Origin of the sequence: Streptomyces sp. NPDC058469, assembly GCF_042721125.1 — a bacterium.
Taxonomy (GTDB): domain Bacteria; phylum Actinomycetota; class Actinomycetes; order Streptomycetales; family Streptomycetaceae; genus Streptomyces.
In genome coordinates this window covers 72,032-93,958 of record NZ_JBHXME010000013.1, presented here as the reverse complement: position 1 = coordinate 93,958, position 21,927 = coordinate 72,032, and the positions used below count along the sequence as shown (strand labels likewise).

Annotated in this window: 21 protein-coding genes and 5 pseudogenes; 8 read left to right on the top strand and 18 right to left on the bottom strand. The window is 69.1% G+C overall.

All coding sequences use genetic code 11. The features are described 5' to 3' along the window. Nucleotides 1–65: 65 nt before the first annotated feature. Nucleotides 66–503 (bottom strand): MarR family winged helix-turn-helix transcriptional regulator, encoded by a 438-nt coding sequence (locus ACFWP5_RS10060; protein ID WP_384153121.1) that lies wholly within the window; start codon nucleotides 501–503, stop codon nucleotides 66–68. Nucleotides 504–664: 161 nt separating this feature from the next. Between ACFWP5_RS10060 and ACFWP5_RS10055 the strand changes: the two genes are divergently transcribed. The 5 genes from ACFWP5_RS10055 (at nucleotide 665) to ACFWP5_RS10035 (ending at nucleotide 5,120) form a co-directional block, all read left to right on the top strand. Then, nucleotides 665–1,762, top strand: a complete 1,098-nt coding sequence (locus ACFWP5_RS10055; RefSeq protein WP_384153118.1) for a substrate-binding domain-containing protein — start codon at nucleotides 665–667, stop codon at nucleotides 1,760–1,762. Nucleotides 1,763–1,873: 111 nt separating this feature from the next. Further along, nucleotides 1,874–2,155, top strand: a complete 282-nt coding sequence (locus ACFWP5_RS10050; RefSeq protein WP_384153115.1) for an FmdB family zinc ribbon protein — start codon at nucleotides 1,874–1,876, stop codon at nucleotides 2,153–2,155. 46 nt (nucleotides 2,156–2,201) lie between these two features. Continuing rightward, nucleotides 2,202–3,449, top strand: a complete 1,248-nt coding sequence (fmdA, locus tag ACFWP5_RS10045) for a formamidase (RefSeq protein ID WP_384153112.1) — start codon at nucleotides 2,202–2,204, stop codon at nucleotides 3,447–3,449. A gap of 52 nt (nucleotides 3,450–3,501) precedes the next feature. Next, nucleotides 3,502–4,533, top strand: coding sequence for an alpha/beta fold hydrolase (locus ACFWP5_RS10040; protein WP_384153109.1), 1,032 nt, complete (start codon nucleotides 3,502–3,504; stop codon nucleotides 4,531–4,533). A gap of 2 nt (nucleotides 4,534–4,535) precedes the next feature. After that, nucleotides 4,536–5,120 carry a DUF1097 domain-containing protein gene (locus ACFWP5_RS10035; RefSeq protein WP_384153106.1) on the top strand — a complete coding sequence of 195 codons (585 nt, stop codon included), beginning with the start codon at nucleotides 4,536–4,538 and terminating at the stop codon, nucleotides 5,118–5,120. Between the two features lie 128 nt (nucleotides 5,121–5,248). On the opposite strand, the gene ACFWP5_RS10030 is transcribed toward ACFWP5_RS10035, so the two are convergent. The 6 genes and pseudogenes from ACFWP5_RS10030 to ACFWP5_RS10005 all read right to left on the bottom strand — a co-directional run. Continuing rightward, the gene (locus ACFWP5_RS10030) at nucleotides 5,249–5,833 is read right to left on the bottom strand and encodes an ISAs1 family transposase (RefSeq protein WP_384153103.1); all 585 of its coding nucleotides are present in this window, start codon (nucleotides 5,831–5,833) and stop codon (nucleotides 5,249–5,251) included. Nucleotides 5,834–6,446: 613 nt separating this feature from the next. Beyond that, nucleotides 6,447–8,795 carry an alpha-L-fucosidase gene (locus tag ACFWP5_RS10025; protein ID WP_384153100.1) on the bottom strand — a complete coding sequence of 783 codons (2,349 nt, stop codon included), beginning with the start codon at nucleotides 8,793–8,795 and terminating at the stop codon, nucleotides 6,447–6,449. Nucleotides 8,796–9,177: 382 nt separating this feature from the next. Further along, nucleotides 9,178–9,458, bottom strand: a pseudogene (locus tag ACFWP5_RS10020) (substrate-binding domain-containing protein). Nucleotides 9,459–9,493: 35 nt separating this feature from the next. Then, the gene (locus tag ACFWP5_RS10015; RefSeq protein ID WP_384153097.1) at nucleotides 9,494–9,715 is read right to left on the bottom strand and encodes a hypothetical protein; all 222 of its coding nucleotides are present in this window, start codon (nucleotides 9,713–9,715) and stop codon (nucleotides 9,494–9,496) included. Between the two features lie 6 nt (nucleotides 9,716–9,721). Beyond that, complete coding sequence (locus tag ACFWP5_RS10010) at nucleotides 9,722–9,916, bottom strand: hypothetical protein (RefSeq protein ID WP_384153094.1); 195 nt, start codon at nucleotides 9,914–9,916, stop codon at nucleotides 9,722–9,724. Nucleotides 9,917–9,929: 13 nt separating this feature from the next. Further along, a pseudogene (locus ACFWP5_RS10005) lies at nucleotides 9,930–10,169 on the bottom strand (hypothetical protein); the annotation flags it as partial. 186 nt (nucleotides 10,170–10,355) lie between these two features. On the opposite strand from ACFWP5_RS10005, the gene ACFWP5_RS10000 reads away from it, so the two are divergent. Together ACFWP5_RS10000 and ACFWP5_RS09995 are read left to right on the top strand one after the other, a co-directional pair. Next, nucleotides 10,356–10,562: a hypothetical protein gene (locus ACFWP5_RS10000; RefSeq protein ID WP_384153092.1), complete on the top strand. Its 207-nt coding sequence runs from the start codon at nucleotides 10,356–10,358 to the stop codon at nucleotides 10,560–10,562. Continuing rightward, a complete protein-coding gene (locus tag ACFWP5_RS09995; RefSeq protein ID WP_384153088.1) occupies nucleotides 10,559–10,942 on the top strand; it encodes a hypothetical protein in 384 nt (127 codons plus the stop codon). Before ACFWP5_RS10000 ends, ACFWP5_RS09995 begins: the two co-directional genes overlap by 4 nt. Before the next feature lie 125 nt (nucleotides 10,943–11,067). Here ACFWP5_RS09995 and ACFWP5_RS09990 read toward each other — a convergent pair. Next, nucleotides 11,068–11,343, bottom strand: a pseudogene (locus tag ACFWP5_RS09990) (ISAzo13 family transposase); the annotation flags it as partial. 110 nt (nucleotides 11,344–11,453) lie between these two features. On the opposite strand from ACFWP5_RS09990, the pseudogene ACFWP5_RS09985 reads away from it, so the two are divergent. Next, nucleotides 11,454–11,558, top strand: a pseudogene (locus tag ACFWP5_RS09985) (transposase); the annotation flags it as partial. A gap of 204 nt (nucleotides 11,559–11,762) precedes the next feature. Here the strand turns inward: ACFWP5_RS09985 and ACFWP5_RS09980 are convergent. The 10 genes and pseudogenes from ACFWP5_RS09980 to ACFWP5_RS09935 all read right to left on the bottom strand — a co-directional run. After that, nucleotides 11,763–12,032, bottom strand: a pseudogene (locus ACFWP5_RS09980) (GTP-binding protein); the annotation flags it as partial. A gap of 96 nt (nucleotides 12,033–12,128) precedes the next feature. After that, on the bottom strand, nucleotides 12,129–12,521 hold the full coding sequence (locus tag ACFWP5_RS09975; protein ID WP_384153085.1) for a DUF2267 domain-containing protein: 393 nt from the start codon (nucleotides 12,519–12,521) through the stop codon (nucleotides 12,129–12,131). A 26-nt stretch (nucleotides 12,522–12,547) separates the two neighbouring features. Beyond that, nucleotides 12,548–14,479: an MFS transporter gene (locus tag ACFWP5_RS09970; RefSeq protein ID WP_384153082.1), complete on the bottom strand. Its 1,932-nt coding sequence runs from the start codon at nucleotides 14,477–14,479 to the stop codon at nucleotides 12,548–12,550. Between the two features lie 472 nt (nucleotides 14,480–14,951). Then, complete coding sequence (locus tag ACFWP5_RS09965) at nucleotides 14,952–15,449, bottom strand: Hsp20/alpha crystallin family protein (RefSeq protein ID WP_384153079.1); 498 nt, start codon at nucleotides 15,447–15,449, stop codon at nucleotides 14,952–14,954. 47 nt (nucleotides 15,450–15,496) lie between these two features. Beyond that, the gene (locus ACFWP5_RS09960) at nucleotides 15,497–17,278 is read right to left on the bottom strand and encodes an FAD-dependent oxidoreductase (protein ID WP_384153076.1); all 1,782 of its coding nucleotides are present in this window, start codon (nucleotides 17,276–17,278) and stop codon (nucleotides 15,497–15,499) included. Then, nucleotides 17,278–17,538 carry a UBP-type zinc finger domain-containing protein gene (locus ACFWP5_RS09955; protein ID WP_263233558.1) on the bottom strand — a complete coding sequence of 87 codons (261 nt, stop codon included), beginning with the start codon at nucleotides 17,536–17,538 and terminating at the stop codon, nucleotides 17,278–17,280. Before ACFWP5_RS09955 ends, ACFWP5_RS09960 begins: the two co-directional genes overlap by 1 nt. Before the next feature lie 6 nt (nucleotides 17,539–17,544). Next, on the bottom strand, nucleotides 17,545–18,003 hold the full coding sequence (trxA, locus tag ACFWP5_RS09950) for a thioredoxin (RefSeq protein WP_384153073.1): 459 nt from the start codon (nucleotides 18,001–18,003) through the stop codon (nucleotides 17,545–17,547). Continuing rightward, entirely contained in the window at nucleotides 18,000–20,639 is a 2,640-nt protein-coding gene (gene clpB / locus ACFWP5_RS09945; protein ID WP_384153070.1) for an ATP-dependent chaperone ClpB, read from the bottom strand. The genes trxA and clpB overlap by 4 nt, the downstream gene beginning before the upstream one ends. Beyond that, nucleotides 20,630–20,998 (bottom strand): chaperone modulator CbpM, encoded by a 369-nt coding sequence (locus ACFWP5_RS09940; RefSeq protein ID WP_384153067.1) that lies wholly within the window; start codon nucleotides 20,996–20,998, stop codon nucleotides 20,630–20,632. The genes clpB and ACFWP5_RS09940 overlap by 10 nt, the downstream gene beginning before the upstream one ends. Then, nucleotides 20,998–21,927 carry a DnaJ C-terminal domain-containing protein gene (locus ACFWP5_RS09935; RefSeq protein WP_384153064.1) on the bottom strand — a complete coding sequence of 310 codons (930 nt, stop codon included), beginning with the start codon at nucleotides 21,925–21,927 and terminating at the stop codon, nucleotides 20,998–21,000. The genes ACFWP5_RS09940 and ACFWP5_RS09935 overlap by 1 nt, the downstream gene beginning before the upstream one ends.

Below are 21,927 nucleotides of genomic sequence, written 5' to 3'. Positions count from 1 at the left end.
CGGGGGACAGGGTGTCATCTCGGCGGACACGTGCGGCAGTCGGCCCGGTGCTCCGGGCGGGCACGTCAGCCCAGTCGTCTTGAGGCGCGCTGGAGCAGTGTCCGCAGCAGGGCCGTCTCCTCGGTTCCAAGGGCGGTCACTATGTGGTCCTTTTCGCGTTCGACCGCAGCGGTCCAGCGGGGGAGTGCCTCGTTTCCCCGGTCCGAGGCGAAGACCAGGACGCGCCGCCGGTCGGTGTCGTCCACGCGGCGCAGGACGAGGCCGAGGGAGACCATGCGGTCGACGACCTTGGTCAGGGTCGGCGCTGTCAGCAGGGCGAACTCGGCGACTTCGGCCATGGCGTGGCCGGCATCGTCGGCGAGGAACGACAGTACGCGCCACTCCTCGAGCGTCGCGCCCTCCGCCTTCAACGCCTCACCGAGCCGTTGGACGATGCTCCGCTCCACGAGCGTGAGTGCTCGCGCCAAGTCGAGTTCGGATACGGCCGCGGGGGTCGTGGTCATCGCCCTGCCCAGTGTCGTCGTGGTGTGGGGGTGGTCTACGGCGGTGGCGGTGGTGCACGCTCGCGCCGTAGAGAAGGTTCACGTGGAGTGGTTCCACGATACAGTCATTTCCTTATCGCTGTGAAATATTCTCGTAGCAACCAATCGCTAGTGTGAGCCCTATGATCGAGAAGGCGTCTGTCCGGCTCGGCTCTCCGGCAGGCCGGACCCGGGACGCGCTGGACGTCGCCCTGGTGATTCCGCTCCAGGGGCCCGCCGGGATCTTCGGGCCGTCCTGCGAGTGCTGCGCCCAGCTCGCGGCCGAGGAGGTCAACGCCGCCTCGGGCGTGCTGGGCAGGGAACTGCGGCTGGTGCTGGTCGACGGCGGGGCGCCGCCCGAGCAGGTGGCGAGCGAGATCGACGCGCTGGTCTCCGGCGGCGTTGTCGACGCGGTGGCCGGCTGGCACATCTCCGCCGTCCGTGAGGTCGTCGCCCCGCGCATCGACGGCCGTGTGCCGTACGTCTACACCGCCCTCTACGAGGGGGGAGAGCGGTCGCCCGGCGTGTTCCTGACCGGTGAGACCCCGGGTCGTCAACTGCGGCCCTCGCTGCAGTGGTTCGCCGGTGAACTGGGTATCCGCCGCTGGACGATCGTCGGCGACGACTACGTCTGGCCCCGCTCCTCCGCCCGCGCCGCCCGCCGCTACCTGCGGGAGCTGGGCGGCGAGGTCTGCGACGAGATGTATGTGCCGCTGGGCACCAGGGACTTCGGCCCGGTCCTGGCCCGGGTCGCGGCCAGCGGCTGCGAGGCCGTCCTCATGCTGCTGATCGGCGACGACGCCGTGCTCTTCAACCGTGCGTTCACCGCCGCCGGACTCGACCGCGACCACATCCGGTTCAGCTCGCTGATCGAGGAGAACGTCCTGCTGGCGACCGGACCGGAGAACACCCGGGGACTGATGACCTCGGCCGGCTACTTCGAGGACCTGCCCACCGCGTCCGGCCTCGACTTCGCCGCCGCCTACGGACGCCGGTTCGGCCCCACGGCGCCGGTACTCAACAGCCTCGGCGAGTCCTGCTACGAGGGCGTACGCATGCTCACCGAGCTGCTGCGCCGGGCGGGCGGCGCGGACATGGACAGGATCCAGGCGAGTGCCGAGGGCCTTGAGTACGAGACTCCGCGCGGCACCGTCCAGATCCGCGACCGCCACCTGCGCCAGCGGGTGTTCCTCGCCGCGGCCGACGGGCTGCAGTGGGACGTGCTCCAGCAACTGCCGTAGGCGATACCGCGGCGCCTCCATCCTTTTACGCGCACGTAACACGGCGAACTCTTGCCCAATTGCTTCGGATGGAAATATTTTCATCTCGAAGCTTTTGGAAGTGGGTTGTCCATGGCGACATACCAGTACCGCTGCCCGGGCTGCGGTCCCTTTGACGTGACCCGTCCGATGGGCCGCGCCCTCCCCGAAGAGCAGTGCCCCACGTGCGGCCTCCAAGGCCGCCGTGTCTTCACCGCCCCGATGCTCCCCCGCACCTCCGCCCCCTTGGCCCGAGCCCTCCAGTCCCAGGAGGCCAGCTCCCACGAACCGCGCGTCGTCACCGAGGTGCCGCCGGCTCGCCGCCGCCCGACCTCGGCCGCCGATCCCCGGCAAGCCCAACTGCCCAAGCCCTGACTTCTGTTGCCCGAACCCCGATCCACCTGTCCTTGGAGGCAGTCCTATGCCCGAAGTTGTCTTCAGCGTCGACCAGGCCATGTCCATGCGCGACCAGAAGGTCCCCGGCCACAACCGCTGGCACCCCGACATCCCGCCCGCCGTCACCGTGAAGCCGGGCTCGGACTTCCGCATCGAGTGCCGGGACTGGACCGACAACCAGATCGGCAACAACGACTCGGCCAACGACGTACGCGACGTCGACCTCTCCCATGCCCACATGCTCAGCGGGCCCATCGCGGTGGAGGGCGCCGAGCCCGGTGACCTGCTCGTCGTCGACATCCTCGACCTGGGCCCCGTACCGCAGTCGCAGGGCGAGGGCTCCGGACAGGGCTGGGGCTACACGGGTGTCTTCGCCAAGGACAACGGCGGCGGCTTCCTCACCGACCGCTTCCCCGACTCCTACAAGGCCGTCTGGGACTTCCACGGCCAGCAGGCCACCTCACGCCACATCCCCGGCGTCCGCTACACCGGCATCACCCACCCCGGCCTCTTCGGCACCGCGCCCTCCGCCGAACTGCTGGCCCGCTGGAACGCCCGCGAGCAGGCCCTCATCGACACCGACCCCCACCGCGTACCGGCGCTCGCCCTGCCGCCACTGGCCGCGGGCGCCCTGGCCGGGACCGCGAGCGGCGAGAGCGCCTCCCGGATCGCCGCCGAAGGCGCCCGCACAGTCCCGGCCCGCGAGAACGGCGGCAACCACGACATCAAGAACTTCACCCGCGGCTCACGGGTCTTCTACCCCGTCCTCGTCCCTGGCGCTCTCCTCTCCGGCGGTGACCTGCACTTCAGCCAGGGCGACGGCGAGATCACCTTCTGCGGCGCCATCGAGATGGGCGGCTACATCGACCTGCACGTCGACCTCATCAAGGGCGGCATGGAGAAGTACGGGGTCACCACCAACCCGATCTTCATGCCCGGCAACGTCGCGCCGCAGTACACCGAGTTCATCTCCTTCGTGGGCATCTCCGTCGACCACGACACGGACACCAACCACTACCTCGACGCGACGATGGCCTACCGCAACGCCTGTCTCAACGCCGTCGACTACCTCACCACCTTCGGCTACAGCGGCGAGCAGGCCTACCTCCTGCTCGGCTCGGCCCCGATCGAGGGCCGCATCAGCGGAGTCGTCGACATCCCCAACGCCTGCAGCACCCTCTACCTCCCCACGGCGATCTTCGACTTCGACATCCGGCCGACGGCCGAGGGGCCCCGGAAGGCCGACCGCGGCCAGTGCGCGGTCACCTCCTGAAAGGCAGTCCCCGGCATTTTCCCTGAACGACAGTTCTCCGAAAGGCAGTTCCATGAGCGAACATCTCACCTTCCAGCTGGGTGACTTCACCACCCAGCACGGCGCCACCCTGCGCGGTGCCACGCTCGCCTACACCACGTACGGCGAGCTGAACGCCGACAAGTCCAACGTGATCGTCTACCCCACCTGGTACTCCGGCCGGCACTGGGACAACGAGTGGCTCATCGGTTCCGGCATGGCCCTGGACCCGGAGCAGTACTTCATCATCGTCCCGAACATGCTCGGCAACGGCCTGTCCACCTCACCGAGCAACACCCCGCCGCCCTACGACCGTGCCCGCTTCCCGCACATCACGGTGTACGACCAGATCGAAGCCCAACACCGGCTGGTCACCGAGGAGTTCGGCATCGAGAAGATCGCGCTGGTGACCGGCTGGTCGATGGGCGCCGGCCAGACCTACCAGTGGGCCGTCAGCCACCCGGAGATGGTCGAGCGGATCGCCCCCTTCTGCGGCTCCCCGCGCACCAGCCTCCACAACAAGGTCTTCCTGGAGGGCGTCAAAGCCGCACTGACCGCCGACGCCGTCTACAACGGCGGCTGGTACGACGAGAAATGGCCGACCACCGGACTGCGCGCGCTCGCCCGTGTGTACGCGGGATGGGGCTTCTCGCAGGCGTTCTACTGGGAGAAGGAGTACGAAAAACTCGGCTACACCTCCCTGGAGGACTTCCTCGTCGGCTTCTGGGAGGGCTTCTTCCTCGACGGCCGCGACCCCAACAACCTCCTCACCATGCTCTGGACCTGGCAGAACGGCGACGTCGGGCTCACTCCGGGCTTCGGCGGCGACACCGAGGCGGCGCTCGGCTCGATCCGCGCCACCACACTCGACATGCCCGCCGAGAAGGACCTCTACTTCCCGCCGGAGGACGAGGCCTGGGCCGTCAGCCACATCCCCGGCGCCGAACTCCGCGTGATCCCCGGCATCTGGGGCCACTTCGCCGGACACGGCAGCAACCCCAAGGACACCGAGTTCATCGACACGGGTCTGAAAGAACTGCTGGCCAAGCCGGGCGGATTGGCGTAACCATGCACATCGGACGCATCAGACTCCCGCACGAGGTCAGCGCCTCGATCGTCGCCTTCTCCACCGTCTTCCTGCTGATGAGCCCACTCAAGATGCCGACCTGGGCCATCTTCATCACCTGGGCAGGAACCTTCCTCCAAGGGGGTCCGAGCCGTTCCAACGCGATTGCCATGGTCACCGCCACCACCACCGGTGCGGGATTCGGTGTGGTGGCCGTGCTCCTCAACCGGGAAACGGGCACCATGTTCGGCACCGGCGCGTTCGCCCAGACCCTCGCCCTGGCCGTGGTGATCTTCGTCGTCAACGGCACCCTGCTGGCAACCGGCCGGCTCAAACCGTTCGCTCTCATCCCAGGCATGTTCTTCGGCTTCGCCTCCCTCTTCGCCACCTACTTCGGCGGCTTCGGCTACGACGCCGGCCACCTCGACGCCGCCTTCGTCAGCGCCGCCGCCATGTGCGCCCTGGGCCCCCTCTGCGCCACCCTCGGACTACGGCTGATGCTTGTACCCCCGCCCACCGCACTCCAGCCTGTGACGCAGTTCGAGACCGAGGAGGTGACATCCTCGATCAACGAGGCACCCGCCTAATGGCACTTGCCGGGTCGGAGAGACGCGGTGCCGTAGCCGCCAGCAGGTGAGCACTTACCTCGCCGGAAGCAGTCGAGTTCTGGTGTCAGACCGTGCCCCTGCTGGTTGGCCGCGAAGGCCCGCAAGAACTACGCGAGGGCTGACAGCGGTCGGCGGTAGTCGCGGGCGGTTTGGCGCAGGGCGGCGGCGATGCTGGTTTCGCCGTTCTGACGGGGAACGCTGACGGAGAGCCTCCGCAAGGACGCCATGGTGCGGGGCAGTTTCTCCGTGCGGATCTTGGAGTCGTCCTCGCGGAACGTGCGGTAACGGACTTGGTGCAGGGGGTTCTCGATGCCCCAGTGGCCCCTGATCCAGGAGGCGAGTTGTGCGCCGGTCGCCTGGCCGGGCATGAGGTGGGTGATCAGGTAGACCCGCTCGATCGTCAGCTCGCCGGTGCCGCGGTCCCTTCTCCAGTGGACGATCTGGATGGCCGTGGCAGCGTCGCGGCAGTCGAGGTGGTCGAACGCCAGGGCCTTCAGCCGGCTGATCTCGATGCGGTGGTGGGCGCGGGTGCGGTCGTCGTGCTCCAACGGCATGTTCCGCCAGGGCAGTTGGCGGACGCGGTCGTAGAGCTTGGCGTGGTTCTTCTTCACGATCGCCACGTCGTGGGCGCCGCGTCGACGCAGGTAGGCGGCGTGGTCACGCTGGATGTGCAGTGCATCGGCGGTGATCACGGCGCCGTCCAGGTCGTCTGGTCATGAACCTCTCGGCAGCCAACCCGGATCCTGGCTTCGTCAGCGACCGGGGTGGCGGCTTCGCCTGTGGCGCGCTACCCGCGCTGATCATGGAAGCCGTGCCGGTGTCCGAGACCGCCGCCAACGGCCTCAACACCCTCATGCACTCCATCGGCACGACCGGCTCCAGTGTCGTCGTCGGCCTGATCCTGGCCCACATGACCACCGACTTCCACGGGATGCACATCCCGGCGGAGAACGGCCTGCGTGCCGTCCTGGCCCTGGGCGTCGGCACCCTTCGCCTTCGCGAGCTTCATCCTTCGCGGACGGCCGGCGGATGTCACCGCCCCGGTGGAGTCGGCCGCCGTGAAGACCGCAGATGCGGAGTAGGACGCACCTTCCAGCCGACATCCGGTCGGCGGCCACGTGAAGGTCGGTTGGTCCCGCGCCCGGCGCGGAACCAACCGACCCGATGGGCTACCACGACGACCGGTTCGGATCGTCGGCACGTCCAAATCCGCCGCCTACTGTCACTGAGCACGCCAGGCGGTGGTGACCGCTTCCGCTTCATGCCGGCGCGACCACCTGTCGTGCTCAGGCTGTCCGTCGAGTCTCAGGCACGCCAGTGCACTTTGAACACCCACGCGTGCTGCCCCGCCTTGCGTGCGGCTTCGGGGACGTCGATCACCAGCGCCCCGTTGCTGAAGGTCCATGTCAGAGGGCGGCCGTGACCGAGCATCGTCACCTTGTCGCCGCTGCGGATGGGGATCGGCGCTTCGACGGTGAGTTTGGCGCTCGGCTTGGCCAGGGAGTGGATGTAGAAGGCCTCGTCCGGGCGGACGGTGAACCGTAGGTCCTCGCCCAGTTCGGCCATCCGGGACCAGTACGTGGTGTCGTAGATCGCCTCTCCGTTGGTGCGCAGCCAGCGGCCCGTCTCACGCAGCCGGGACTGCATGATCTCGGGGATCGAGCCGTCGGCCCGAGGGCCGATGTCGAGAAGGAAGTTGCCGTTCTTCGACACGATGTCGACGAGGTTGCGCACGACCTCCTCGGCCGTCATGTAGCCGTCGTCTGGGGTCGCCCGGTTGTAGCCGTAGCTGAACGGGTCGAGGCCGCGGCTGGACTCCCACTTGGCGACGACCGTGTTCTCGTACGTCGTGTACTCGGGCGTGGTGAAGTCGTGGAAGGCGATCCCCGAACGGTCGTTGACGGTCACGTCGATCGGACGGCGGCGGTTCTTGGCGTGGTTGAAGTACTCCGCCAGCACCTGGAGACTGTCGTTGGCGCCGCCGATGTCGCACCAGATGAGCTCGGGGTCGTAGCCGTGGATCAGTTCCAGCATCTGCGGGGCCTGATATTCCGTCACATAGTCCTTGCCCGCGGTGTATCCGGTGTACGGCACCGGCTGAAGGGTGTACGGATTGCGCGGGGCGTGGCCCATCCACGGGTTGTCGGGGTTGAACCACTCGGGCATGGAGAAGTAGAGCCCGCGGTGGAGTTCGGGCGTGTAGCGGCGTGAGGCGTCGAAGAGTTCTTTGACCAGGTCCCTCTTCGGGCCCATCTTCACTGCGTTGCGGTCGGAGACCTTGGTGTCCCACAGGGCGAAGCCTTCGTGGTGCTTCGAGGTGAGTACGTGGTACTGGGCGCCCGCGTCCCGGAACAGTTCGACCCAGGCGCGCGGATCGAACTTCTCGGCGGTGAAGCGCGGGATGAAGTCGTCGTACGCGAAGTCCTCGCCGTAGGTGTCCCGGTGGTAGGCGTACGTCGGGTTGTTCGGGTCCTGCATCTGATCCCAGTACCACTCGGCGTACTGCTTGCCGACCGGCGCCCAGGCGGGCACCGAGTAGACGCCCCAGTGGATGAAGATGCCGAACTTGGCGCCCTGGAACCAGTACGGCGCCTGATGGCCGGCGAGGGAGGTCCCGGTGGGCTGGTAGTCGGCGACGCCGAGGGTCAACCGGCTTTTGCGCGAGGCGACTTGGGCTCCACGCCCGGTGACGGTCACCGAGCCGTCCCGGGGCGTGCCCGGGGCGGTGCCCGCACGGTTGCGGATGCCGACGCGGATGCGGGCCTGCTCGCCGGGGTCCAGGCGGCGGACACGAGCGGCCTCGACGGTGCGCGCCCCCGGAACCTCGACGCGCACTGACACGCTGTCCGCGGCCAGGACGGCGACCGTCCCCGCGTTGACGACGGTGGCTTCGACGCTCTGGGCGCCGGACGACTCCAGGAGCGAGTTCGTGGAGTGGGCCCCGCGCAGGGCCAGCGCGCGTCCCTGCGCGGCAGGTTGCAGGGACAGTGCGAACACGTGGAGCGACGTCTTGTTCGCCTGCGCCGGGTTGGTCACCGGGAGCGTGATCGCTGCGGCGTCGCGCTGTGGGTCGAGCCACAGCTCGGACGTGCCGATCCCGACACGGTGTTCGTCCTTGGTGCCGTCCGGGCCGTAGCGGTAGGGCACCGACAGGGATCCGCCCGCGGCGTACCAGTCGGATCCGCCGAGGCCGGCGGTCGTGGTCGAGCCGTCCGTGTAGTGGACCGTGGCCTTGCCTGAGGCGTTGCCGTAGCTGCCCGCGGTGAGGAAGACGGCCGAGAGGTAGCGGCCTTTGGGCAGTTCGACGCGCTGGCCGAGTGCGACGACGTTGTTCTTCGCGCCGGTATTCGAGCTCGGGAAGACGAACGGGGTGCCGTCGACTTCGACACGGCCCGTGGGAAGTTCCTCGCCCGGGAAGGTGTAGCCAGAGCCGTCGAAGTCGCCGCCGCGTGCGGAGGCGGTGTCGACACCGTCGTTGTCGTAGAGGGAGTCGAGCGGGACAGGGACGGGGTCGGGGACGGGAGCCCACGGCCCGGCGTGCTCGGTGAGTGGTTCGGCGGCATGTGCGGCGGTGGCTGAGGTGAGGGGGAGGGCTGCTGCTGCGGCGACTCCGGCCGCGGTGCCCAGGACCTGACGTCTCGGATACGTACCCATGAGCGGCTCCAATTCATCGGATGTCTGATGATTGAGGGGAGTCGCGACGCTGTCAACGGTGCATGCAGAGAAGGAAGTTGGAGAAATACATAGGATGACAGAAGGGCGGCTCGGACGCATGTCCTGTTCGACCAGATTCTGGTGGATCTCAGGCGCACCACCGTGAGCCATGACGAAGGTCCTGCATCCGGGCAAGCTGGACTCCGGCCCGTCCGGAGGCGTCGGCGTCGGCACCTGGCGCGACCGTTTCGATGTCTCCCTCGGTGCCGCCGAACGCGGCCGCGTCTGACTGGCGGCCTTCCCTCAGCGAGAGCTGCACCTGGAGGAGGGCGAGGCACCACAGACAGGTACCGGCCAGGCGCCAACTGCCGTGGGTGCACGGTCAGGCCCGGGGCGCGGCGGTACTGCGGCGCACGACCAGGCGGGGGGGCATGCTGGTCTGTACGGCGTGCTCGCGGCGGCCCTCGACGCGCTCGATCAGCAGGCGCGATGCGGTGGATCCCATGTCGCGGCCTGCGGGGTCGATGCTGGTGATCTGGACGGTGGCGAGATCGGTGAGGTGGTGTTGTTGTCGCCGGCCAGGGACAAGTCCTCGGGGATGCGCAGACCCAGTTCATGGGCGGCTCGCCACACGCCCAGGGCGGCCACGTCGGCGCCGGTCATGATGGCGGTGGGTGGGTTTTCCCCGGTGAGCAGGCTCATGGGTTCTGGGTGGCCCGGTGTACGAAAGCGGGCGGGAGGTTTCCCCACAGCACGGCCGAGCGTTCCAACCGGTCGAAACGGCAGGCCAGTTCGGCGGTGAAGTGACGGGCGGGCGGAGTCCAGGCAGCGTGCAGATACGCGGAGGTGGTGAACCGGCCGCCAGGCGCGAGGACTTCGGTCACGGCGTCCAGGATCTGCCCGCGCTGTTTACGCCGCATGACCGTCTACAGCAGCCCGGAGACCACCGCGTCGACCGGTTCACCCGCCGCGGCGGCCAGCTCGGCGGCCGAACCGTGTACCACGGTCAGTCGCGTGTCACGCCGGGTGGCCGACAGTCGTGCCGCGAGTACCGGGTTGAGCTCGACCGCGACGAGTCTCGCGTCGGGCGCGAGCCCGGCGAGGATCGCGGCGGTGAACACCCCGGTTCCCGGGCCGGCCGTGGTCGACCGTGTCGTATACCGCTCCGTACCCACGCCGGTGCTCCGTCGCGAGCGTCAACTCGACCAGCGACGGGCGTGCCCCGTGGTGATCGGCGCCGGTCTCGCCGGGCTCACCGCGGCACGTCACTGGGCCGTTCGAGCACAGCACCGCGTCGGTGAGCTCGGAGAGCCCATACGCCCGGGTGTAGAGGCAGTCGTAGAACTGGACACGAAAGTGGGACAGGACACCCAACGCGGCGTCAGCGGACCGTTCAGCGGCGAGACTCTTCACCAGCGGCCGTTCCTTCACGCGACGTTGCTCGACACCTCGAAGCGTGAAGAACGGCCGCCCTGCTGTCCCGGGAACGAACCAAGATCAGCGGGTCAGGTTCGCGAAGTCGGGTACCGTATTTGGTACCGAGCGCGGTACCTTGGATTCATGCCTGCACTCAATGTGGAATTCACCGAAGACGAGATGGCGCGGCTGCGCGATCGGGCGGCTCTGACGGGCCGGAGTCTGAAGCAGCACGTGCACGATGTGACGGTTCAGGAAGCCGACCGGCTCGCCTTCGTTGAGGGGGCGGTCGAGGAGGCTGGCCGGGTGCTGCCCGGCGTCGTGGCCCGGTTCCCCGAGGGACAGCGGTGAGCCCGATCATCCGTGTCGATGTCGGCTGGGTCCTGCAGATCCAGTCGGCGATCTCCCCGCTCAATGTGCCGATCGCGGACTGGGGCGCACTGGGGTTCATGGCCGACCGGCACACGTTCGAGCGGGAGCGAGGCGTCCTGTACTACGAGCAGGCCGCCTCCCGGGCCGCGACCTTCCTGCACACCGCACTGCTGCTGCGACCCTTCACCGACTACAACCTCGTCATCGGCTGGGCCTGCGCCAGCCAATACATGCACGTCTCCGGCCAGCCACTCCAGGCCAAGGACGACGATCTGTACGAACTCGCCCAGTCGGTCCGTACGCAGGAAGCCGACCTGCGCGCAGTCGCCCAGCGGCTGGAGTCCTGGCGCAGCGAGTGACGCTACCCGCGGCCGAACGGCCGAGGCGGGTGGGAGGCAGGGAGCAGGTGCTCGCCGCGGGATCCCAGGGCGGACGACGCTCGCTCCCGGGAACCGACGGGCCGTGTCCCGCTGCCGGTGCAGCGGCGGATGGAGGTGACCGCGAAGGTGGATGTGTCGTGGTCGACGCCGACGTTGACCCAGCCGGCGCCGGCGGTCAGGTCGTAGTTGCCGTACGGGATCGCCGCATCACCCTTCGCGCCGGTGAAGAAGCTGTGGTCCTCCACCTGGACCGGATCGCCCCTCGGGCAGAGTTGTCTGAGGCCCTCGGTGACCTGATCGGCTTTGTCAACGAGAAACAACCGACGGACCTGTACACCCCGTTGAAGGATCGCCTGCTCCTGCGCGGCGAGGTAGCGCATCGCGTGTGTGCGGGTCCAAAAGACCAGCTCGGTGGCTGTGCTACTGAACTTGCTCGGGTGATGTCGGGCTGTTCGCCGGACCGTGCCCCGGTGGCTTCGGTAGTCCTGGAGTGGTGAGACACGCGCAGGGTGATGGCTTGACCGACGCCGAGAGGGCCGCAAGGGAGCGGGTCCGGCTTCAGGCCGTGACTCGCTTCCAGGCCGGGGAGAAGACCCGGGATATCGCTGCCTTTATGGGGGTCTCGGAGCGGTCGGTGGAACGCTGCGGCGCCGGTGGTGCGAGGGTGGCCACGCCCGGGTGCGTCGAAGGGGTCGCCGGGTCGGCCACGGCTTTCCGCAGTGCAGACTGCCAGGTCAGAAGGCGAGTTGGAGCGTGGGCCGCTGGCTCACGGGTGGGTCGACCAGCGGTGGACGCTGGCCCGGGTGAAGGCGAAGGTGGCGGCCACTGGCATGGGTTCGGAGATGCCGGACGACTCGATGAGCAGGTAGTCGAAGCGGTCCTCGTGGGCCAGCCGGTCGATCTCGTCCAGCAGGTCGTCGCGCAGGGTGCAGCGGATGCAGCCATTGGTCATCTCGACCAGGCGTTCCTCGGTGCGGGACAGGGCTGCCTCGCCGGCGCGGACCAGGGCGGCGTCGATGTTGGCCTCGCTCTCATCGGGGCTCTCCTCCGTGGATACCCCCGGTTTCAGCCGGGGGGAGGAAACGAAGCTCCTGCGAAGCGGGGCAGGGAAAGCCGGTTCGCCGTCAGGGCCGAAACCTTTGAACGTTCTGGGCGCCTCACGGGCTCAGTCCGCGAGATCGGGCTTGCCGAACAGGACCGCGTAACTGGAGGGGAGTTGGCTGATGATCTGATTCAGTTCTCCGCCGGTGACAGCGTCGGCAACGGTGGTCAGGACCGCGCTGGCGTCCCACTGCGCCGTACGCGGCCGGGCATGGGTGCGCTCGGCGACCCGGCGGTAGAACTCTTCGGTTCCGAAGCTCCGCGCCCGCTGCGGCGTGGCCTGGTTCAGAACTTGTCCCAGTGGGCCGGGCAGCTGGGATGCGAGGTCCTTGACCTCTCCCGGGCTGATCCGTTGGGCCAGTACCTCCAGCACGGCGTTGGTGACGTCCGCGGCTTCGTCCTGGTCGTTGTATTCGCCTCGCTCGCGTACACGGGCGAGGAATCCGTCGTATTTCATAGCTGCCTTCCTTCTGCCCGCTCCGGTCACCGCTGGTCATGGAAGTCGCCCAGTGCGCTGTCGGGCCGGCCGGGTCCGTCCGTCGGCGCATAGCTGCCGTTCGCAAGGCTCTTGGCCCGGGACTCCCGCACGGATTCACGCAGGGCACGGCGGAAGCGTCCGGGGCCCCAGGAACGGCCGCCCACGGCCTGTTCGAGTCGGTCGCGGCTCGTCGGGCCGGCTTCTTGGAGCGCGTGGGTGATCTGTTCGATCTCGTCGTCGAGGCGTTGTTCGGCCATGGCGGACGTACGGCTTGCCGTGCCCGCGGTGCCGGCCATCCCCGGCGAGTACAGGGTGCTGCCCGGTCCGGTGCCCGGGCGGTAGCGGCGGGCGCCGGCGCGCTCCCGCTCCCGGCGGCGGGCGGTGCGGTCGGCGATCCGCAGTTCCCGCTCGTGCGCGGCCTGCCGGACATGCGCGGGGCGGAGGCGGTCTCGTGCGTCCTGTGGCGCGGGCTCGTTGCGCCAGGTTGCCTCGGCTTCCTCAGCGGTGAGCGGCCGGGCGATGTTCTCCAGGGACTGTTGTTCGGCCCGGACACCGAAGAAGACCTCGGCCAGCCCGCCCAGCGCCATGGCTGCCGCTCCGACGAGGAAGCCGATGGCCACCAGGTCCGCATCGCCACTGTGAATCAGGTGGCCGAACAGCAGCGGGCCGGTGATTCCGCCCACGGCCGTGCCGATCGCGAAGAACAGCGAGATGGACAGGGCTCGGGTCTCCATGGGGAAGACCTCGCTCACCGTCAGGTAGGCCGAGCTGGCTCCCGCGGACGCCACGAAGAAGGTCAGCGAGACCAGCAGGAAGAACGACCATGTCGTCAGGGAGCCGTTGATCAGCAGAACGGCGAGGACGGCTGCCACGACTGCCGAGCCGAAGTAGGTGCCCGCGATCATCGGCTTTCTGCCAACGGTGTCGAACAGTCGGCCGAGAAGGAGTGGTCCGAGGAAGTTGGCGATCGCGAAGAGGGCAAGGAAGTAGGGGATCGAGCCGGAGCCGATGTCGAAGAAGCCGTTCAGGATCGTGCCCAGGTCGAAGACGATGGCGTTGTACAGGAACGCCTGTCCGATGAAGAGCGCAAGACCGAGAACGGCGCGACGCGGGTACCGCCGCAGAGCCACGCCGGCGATCTCCGTGAACGGGATGACGTCGCGCTGCCGTACGGTGACCGCGTCGCCCGGTTCCGGCAGCTCGCGGCCGGTCTCTTGGTGCACCTCGGCCTCGATCCGGTCGACGATGCGTTCAGCCTCGGCCTGATGCCCGTGGATGAAGAGCCAGCGCGGGCTCTCCGGCACGTGACGGCGTACCAGCATGATGCCCAGGCCCAGAATGCCGCCCAGGCCGAAGGCCAGCCGCCAGCCGAGGTCGGCTGCCAGCAGACTCTCGTTGAGAAGCAGTACGGCGACCAGGCTGCCGAGCGCCGCACCGACCCAGTAGCTGCCGTTGATGGCCAGATCCACCTGCCCGCGGTTGCGGGCAGGAATCAGCTCGTCGATGGCCGAGTTGATCGCGGCATACTCTCCGCCGATGCCCATACCGGTGATGAAGCGGGCGAGGTAGAGGTACCAGGCGTCGTGGGAGAACGCGGTCGCGACGGTGGCGAGGATGTAGATGCCGAGCGTGAGCATGAACAGCTTCTTGCGCCCGTAGCGGTCGGTGAGTCTCCCGAACAGGAGAGCGCCCGCACATGCGCCTGCCACGTAGATGGCGGCGGCAGTGCCTATGTCGGCGCTGGTGAGGTTGATGCCGCTGCCCGGCTCGGTCATACGGGCGGCAACGGCTCCGACGATGGTCACTTCGAGTCCGTCCAGAATCCAGACGGCTCCCAGACCGATGACGATCCGCCAATGGAATCGGGACCACGGCAGCCGGTCGAGCCGGGCGGGGACCTTGGTCGTGATGACACCTAGCTCGGCTGTGGTGGTCATGCCATGCCTCCTGGTTCAGGGCCATGGGCTGTTGCCTAGAGAGTGACAGAACGGGCCGGAATGGACAGGTCCGCATAGCGTGGTCTTCTGTGCTGCGCTGCCACCTTCTGGGACACCGTTTTCGCTTTCTCCATGCGGGCGACACGATGCTCTGGCACTGCGCGCGCGGGTGCGGAGCGGAGGGAAGCAAGCGATATCCGACGGCCCAGGACGCCGAGCGTTACGCACGGGCATTCGACCGCGAGGACCAGGCGGACATGGGCCGGCGAGCACCGCTGGGCCTGCTCCCGCTTCGGCTGCTGCGCGCCTGGCGTCTGCGGCGCCGAAAGGAAGCCGGTGGGGAGCCGCGTGCCGAGTCTCCGCCGCCGTGAGGGGTTGTGATAGGGGACGTCATTCATGAGCCACCCCGGGTGTCGAGCCTCCGGCCCGGCCGCGGTGCCGGATGGGGGCCCGGAACCGCGGCGTTCGCGTCTCAGCCGCTGCTCTCGGTGCTTTCACTCGTCTCACTGATCTCGACGTGCCGGGGCTTTGCGACCTCGGCCTTGGGGACGGTGATGGCGAGCACCCCGTCCGACATCTGCGCATTGATCTTTTCGGTGTCGACCTCTCCAGGCAGCCGCAGCCGGTACTCGAAGGCTCCGGTGCGGCGGGCGCTCCGGCGCAGGACGCCTTTGCGTTCCTTCTCCTTGATCTCTCCGGTGACCACCAGCTCCTGGCCGTTCGCTTCGACGTCGATGTCCTTGCTCTTGACGCCGGGGAGTTCGATCTCGACGTGGAAGGCGTCGTCGGACTCCGTCACATCCGCCAGTGGTGTCCACGCGACTGCGGGCGCAGCGCCTCCCACCGTGGATTCGATCAGTCCGCTCATCTCGCTGAGCAGTTGGTCGAACTCCGTCAGCGGATTGCGTGCCCAGCCAAGGGGCCTGTCCTGCATTGCGCCACCGCGGTGGCGCCGGACGGGCGTGGTCATTCCCATCGCCTCCTTCTCCTGCTCGTGATCTCATCGCCCGCTGGGTGTCATGCGAGCCAAGCGGACTCCTTCGGACGGGTGTGCGGGGAGCTGTCGGTGCCGCCGGGCGCGGCCGTGTGGCCCAGGTAGCGGTGCACGAAGTGGATGCTCATCGCGCCTTCGCCGACCGCGGAGGCCACGCGCTTCACCGAGCCGCTGCGGACGTCGCCGGCGGCGAAGACGCCAGGCAGGCTGGTCTCCAACGTCAGGCAGTCGCGGCCCTGGCTCTGCCACAGTTCGGGAACGGAGCAGGCTTGTGCCTCCGCGCCGGTGAGCACGTAGCCGCGCGCGTCGAGGGCGAGCGCGCCGGACAGCCAATCGGTGTGAGGGTCGGCGCCGGTGAAGACGAACAGGGCCCGCACCGCGAGGTGGCGGTGCTCGCCCGTACGGTGGTCGACCACGTTGACCGCATCGAGCGCCTTGTCGCCGAGTGCCTCCGTTATCTCGGTGTGCAGCAGGACGCGCACCCGCGGGTGGCGCTCGATCTGATCGATCAGGTAGCGGGACATGTGTGCCTCGATGCTCGGCCCACGGACGAGCAGATACACCTGTGGTGCGTACCCGGCCAGGAAGAGCACGGCCTGGCCTGCGGAGTTGCCGCCGCCGACCACCGCCACCGGGTCGGTACGGCACTGCTGGGCCTCGTAGACGGTCGCCGAGTAGTGGACGCTCGCGCCCTCCAACGGCTCGATGCCGGGCACATGGAGGCGGCGGTAGCGGGCGCCGGTGGCCAGGACGACGGTACGGGCGGTGATCTCGCTGCCGTCGGCGAACCCAACGGCGTAGTGGCCGTCCCGCCGTTCGAGCCGGGCCGCCTCCGCCGGGACGCTGATTCGGGCGCCGAACTTCTCCGCCTGCAGCACGGCGCGCTCGGTGAGTTCGGCGCCGGAGATGCCGGAAGGGAAGCCGAAGCAGTTGTCTATGCGGGAGGACGTCCCGGCCTGGCCGCCGGTGGCCATCGCCTCGACCACGGTCGTGCCGAGGCCCTCCGAGGCGGCGTTCACCGCGGCGGCGAGACCGGCCGGACCGGAGCCGACGATCAGGAGATCGCTGCGGCCGTTGTCCGACGGCAGGGGCGGCAGGCCGATGAACCGGGCCAGTTCGGCGTTGCTCGGGTTGCGCAGCAGGGTCGTGTCCCGCCAGATCACCAGCGGCGTCTGTTCCGGACCAACAGCGAAGCGGCGCAGCAGCGCTTCGGCCTCCTCGTCCGTCTCCAGATCGATCCAGCGGTGCGGCAGCCGGTTGCGGGCGGCGAACTCGCGCAGCCGCCGGGTGTCGGGCGAATAGCGTGAGCCGATGATGCGGAAACCGGCGCCCTGCCCGACGAGCAGGGCACGGCGGCCCAGGCAGGCGCGCAGCACCACATCACCAAGGATGGAGTCCCGGGTCACCAGGTCACGCAGCTGATCCATGGACAGGGCGAGAATCTCGCCGGGGTCCCTGATCACGGCGGTGTAGAAGGCCAACTGTCCGTTCAGGAGCCCGAGTTCGCCGATGAAGCGGCCAGGGCCGTGCACCCGCAGCAGGCGTTCGTCGGGTGTGCCGTAGCCCTCGACGATGGCGACCGAGCCACTGAGGACGACGTAGAACGTCTCGCACCGTTCCCCCTCCCGGATCAGCACGTCACCGGCGTCAACCGCGCGTCGCCGGCCGTGCCGCGCCAGGCGGGCCATCTGGTCGTCCGGCAGGCGGGGATAGGCGCCGTAGATGTCGGGGGTCTCGAAGGGGACGCTCTCCTGCGCCGCTTCCGGCACCGGCGCTGCGCCCGGCCGCGTCTCGTCGCCGGGCATCACACGAACGCCTCGTGGACGAAGCACCACCGCCAGTCCTCGCCGGGCTCCAGCGAGGCCACGATCGGGTGGCCGTCGGCGGCGGCGTGACGGCGGGCGTGCCGGTTCGGAGAGGAATCGCAGCAGCCGACGTGGCCGCAGGTCAGGCAGAGTCTGAGGTGGACCCAGGGGGAGTGCGTGGCGAGGCATTCCTCGCATCCCGGGGCGCGCGGGGTGACGGGGCGTACAAGGGCGAGGTGGGGGTCGGTCCGTACGGTCATGGCCGATCATCCTTTCCCGGCCGGTTCGCGGCCCGCGATCGACTGCTCCACCCACCGCCGCAGGGCAGCGGCAGGTGCGGCACCCGCCTGCCGGGCGATGGTCTGTCCTTTGTCGAGGACCAGCAGCGTCGGTACGGCCTGGACCTCGAACCGCCGCGCCAGACGCGGGTTCTTGTCGATGTCGACCTTGACCAGCTTGATCGTTCCCGCGAGATCGGCGGCTACCTTCTCCAGCGCGGGGCTCACCATGCGGCAGGGGCCGCACCAAGTGGCCCACAGGTCCACGACGACGGGCACGGTGGCCTGCTCGACGACCTCGGTGAAGTCGTCGTCACCCGCGTCGGCCATCCACGGCAGAGGCTGCTTGCAGTTGCCGCACCTGGGGCGGCCCTCGGCGGCCACGGGTACCCGGTTGGTGCGCCCGCAGTGCGGGCAGGTGACGTTGGTGGCCTGCACGGTACTCATGCCGCCCTCGCTCCCTTCACGTCCCCGGGCTGGTCGTAGGTGACCACCAGCTCTCCGTGCTCGGCGTCGACGCGCACCGTCGCGCCGTCCTGGACGTCGCCGCTCAGCAGGGCGCGTCCGACCAGTGTCTCGACCTCGTGGGAGATGTAACGTCGCAGCGGCCGGGCCCCGTACACCGGGTCGTAGCCCTGGTGGGCGATCAACTCCCGGGCCGCGTCGGTGAGTTCGACGGTGATGCGGCGTTCGGCGAGCCGCTGTCGCAGCTCGTCGAACTGCAGCTCCACGATCCGCTCGATCTGCCGCTCACCGAGCGGCTTGAACAGCACGATGTCGTCGACGCGGTTGAGGAACTCCGGGCGGAAGTGCCCGCGCAGCTCGCCCATCACCAGGGCGCGGGCGTCGGACTTGATCTCACCCTCGGCGGTGGCGCCGTCGAGGAGGTGCTCGGAGCCGATGTTGGACGTCATGATGATCACGGTGTTGCGGAAGTCGACGGTGCGGCCCTGAGCGTCGGTGATGCGGCCGTCATCGAGGATCTGCAGCAGGGTGTTGAAGACATCGGTGTGCGCCTTCTCGATCTCGTCGAACAGCACAACCGAGTACGGCTTGCGGCGTACGGCCTCGGTGAGCTGGCCGCCTTCCTCGTAGCCGATGTATCCGGGCGGTGCGCCCATGAGCCGGCTGACGGTGTGCCGCTCCTGGTACTCACTCATGTCGAGGCGGACCATGTTCTCCTCGGAGTCGAACAGGGTCCGGGCGAGGGTCTTGGCCAGCTCGGTCTTCCCGACGCCGGTGGGGCCGAGGAAGATGAACGAGCCGATGGGGCGGCGCGGGTCGCGGATGCCGGAGCGGGCGCGGATGATGGCGTCGGTGACGAGCTTGACGGCCTCGTCCTGGCCGATGACGCGCTCGCGCAGGATCTCGTCGAGGCGCAGCAGTTTCTCGCGTTCGCCCTCCTGGAGGCGGGAGACGGGGATGCCGGTCCACGCGGCGACGATCTCGGCGATCTCCTCCTCGGTGACGACCTCGCGCAGCAGCCGGTTCTGCCCTTGTTTGGCGGCCAGTTGCTCCTCCTCCGCGGCGAGTCGGCGCTCCAGGTCCTGGAGGCGGCCGTAGCGGAGTTCGGCGGCGCGGTTGAGGTCGTAGGCGCGTTCGGCCTCCTCCGCCTCGTGGCGGACCTGCTCCAGTTCCTGGCGCAGGTCCTGCACGCGGCGGATGGCCTGCCGTTCGGCCTCCCACTGGGCGTGTTTGGCGTCGGCCTCGCCGCGCAGGTCGGCCAGTTCCCTGCGCAGCTCCTCCAGGCGGGTTTTGCTGGCGGGGTCGGTCTCCTTGGACAGGGCGGCTTCCTCGATCTCCAGGCGGGTGACGCGCCGGGTGATCTCGTCGAGTTCGGCGGGCATGGAGTCGATCTCGGTACGCAGCCGGGCGCACGCCTCGTCGACGAGGTCGATGGCCTTGTCGGGCAGGAAACGGTCGGTGATGTAGCGGTGGCTGAGGGTGGCCGCGGAGACCAGCGCGGTGTCCTGGATCTTGACGCCGTGGAAGACCTCGAGGCGTTCGCGCAGGCCGCGCAGGATGGAGATGGTGTCCTCCACGCTGGGTTCGTCGACCAGTACCTGCTGGAAGCGGCGTTCGAGGGCGGCGTCCTTCTCGATGTGCTTGCGGTACTCGTCCAGGGTGGTCGCGCCGATCATGTGCAGTTCGCCGCGTGCCAGCATGGGCTTGAGCATGTTGCCCGCGTCCATGGCGCCCTCGGCGGCGCCCGCGCCGACGACGGTGTGCAACTCGTCGACGAAGAGCAGGATCCGCCCCTGGGCGGCCTTGACCTCGCTGAGTACGGCCTTGAGGCGTTCCTCGAACTCGCCGCGGTACTTGGCGCCCGCCACGAGCGAGCCCATGTCGAGGGCGAACACCGTCTTGTCGCGCAGGCCCTCAGGCACGTCACCGCGCACGATGCGCTGGGCCAGACCTTCCGCGATGGCGGTCTTGCCGACGCCGGGGTCGCCGATCAGGACGGGGTTGTTCTTGCTCTTGCGGCTGAGGATCTGGGTGATGCGGCGGATCTCGGCGTCCCGGCCGATGACGGGGTCGAGCCGCCCGGCCCTGGCCTCGGCGACCAGGTCACGGCCGTACTTCTCCAGGGCCTCGTAGGCCACCTCGGGGTTGGCGGAGGTCACGCGCTGGTTGCCGCGGACCTGGGTGAGCGCGCCGAGGAAGGACTCCTGGGTCACGCCGTGCTCCTTCAGCAGGAGCCCGGCGGCGGTCGCCGAGCCCTCCTCGGCCAGGGCCAGCAGTAGGTGTTCGACCGACACGTACTCGTCCTTGAGGCGTTTGGCCTCCCGCTCGGCCGCGTCCAGCAGTCGGGCCAGGCGCTGGGTGACGAAGACCTGGCCGGGCGCCGCGCCCGGGCCGGTCACCTTGGGCCGGCGGGAGAGCTCCTCGCGTACGGCCGCGCGCAACTCCTTGGGCTCGGTGCCCGCCTGCTGCAGCAGGCGCGGGATCAGGCCATCCTCCTGGTCGAGGAGGGCGAGCAGCAGATGCTCGCCGTCGACCTCGGTGTGGCCCAGGTGGCCGGCGGCGCTCTGGGCCTCCTGCAGGGCTTCCTGGGACTTCTGGGTCAGGCGGTTCATGTCCATGGTGGTAGATCACTCCTCGTGCCGGCACGCCGCAGCGCGGCTTCGAGCAAGCTGATGCGGTCGAGCAGGTCGAGCACCAGACCGATGGATGCGTAGTTCAGGCACAGCCCGGTGCGCAGCCGCTGGACGCGGGCGAGGGCGGCCGGGGCCGTGGGGGCGAACACCAGCCGTCCGGAGGCGTCACGGCCGGCGTCCACCAGTCCGAGGGCGACGAACCGACGGATCAGGTCGGGATGGAGGCCTGAGCGGCGGGCCACGGTCTCCAGGGAGAGCCTGGGCACGGGCACGATCGCGTAGTGCACGCCCACCTCGGTCGCGCGTGCGTGGGACGGGCGGGCCTCGGCCGGTCGGTCGGTCATCAGGTCCTCCTGGGGTCGAACGAGGAGACAGCGGCAAGTTCCTCCAGCAGCTCGCGCTCCCGGTCGTTCAGCCGGGGCGGCACCATGATCCGCAGCTCCGCGTACAGGTCTCCGTTCGCGCCGCGCGGGCCCGGCATGCCCTCGCCGCGCAGCCGCAGGCGCCGTCCGCTGGAGGACCCGGCGGGCACGGTCACCTTCGCCGTGGCACCGCTCGGCGTGCGCACCGGCACGGTCGCGCCCAGCGCCGCCTCCCACGGTGTGACCGGAAGCTTCACGTGGACGTCCCGGCCGTCGAGGCGGAACTCGCGGTGCGGCTGGATCCGTACCCTCAGGTACAGGTCCCCGGTGGGAGCATCGTCGCCGCTCCCACGCCCGCCCTCCCCGGCCAGCCGGATGCGCTGCCCGTCGGTGGTGCCGGGCGGCACGTCCACCTGGTAACGCCGCTGCCCGTCCGGCCCGGCGAGGGTGACCGTACGGCGGCCGCCCCGATAGGCCTCCTCGACGGTGAGCGGCAGTTCGGCCTCCTGGTCGGCGCCGGGCACGCGCATCCGCCCGGCGCCGCCGAACAGCGAGCCGAACAGATCCTCGACGTCGACCCCCTCGCCCCCGAAGCCTGCCGTGGAGTACCGCACCCGGGGACCGCCGCCGGTGGTCCACCGGGAGCCACCGCCGGCTCCGGCGGCGACCCGCTCCTCCCAGTCCTCCGGGATCTTCCGGAAGTCCTCGCCGAAGCGGTCGTACCGGGCTCGCTGATCCGGATCGGACAGGACGCTGAAGGCCTCGTTGATCTCCTTGAACCGCTCCTCCGCCTGGGGGTCCTTGTTGACGTCGGGGTGGTACCTGCGGGCCAGGGTGCGGTAGGCCCGCTGGATCTCGTCCCGGTCGGCGGTGCGCGGAACGCCGAGTACCTCGTAGAAGTCGCGTGCCAT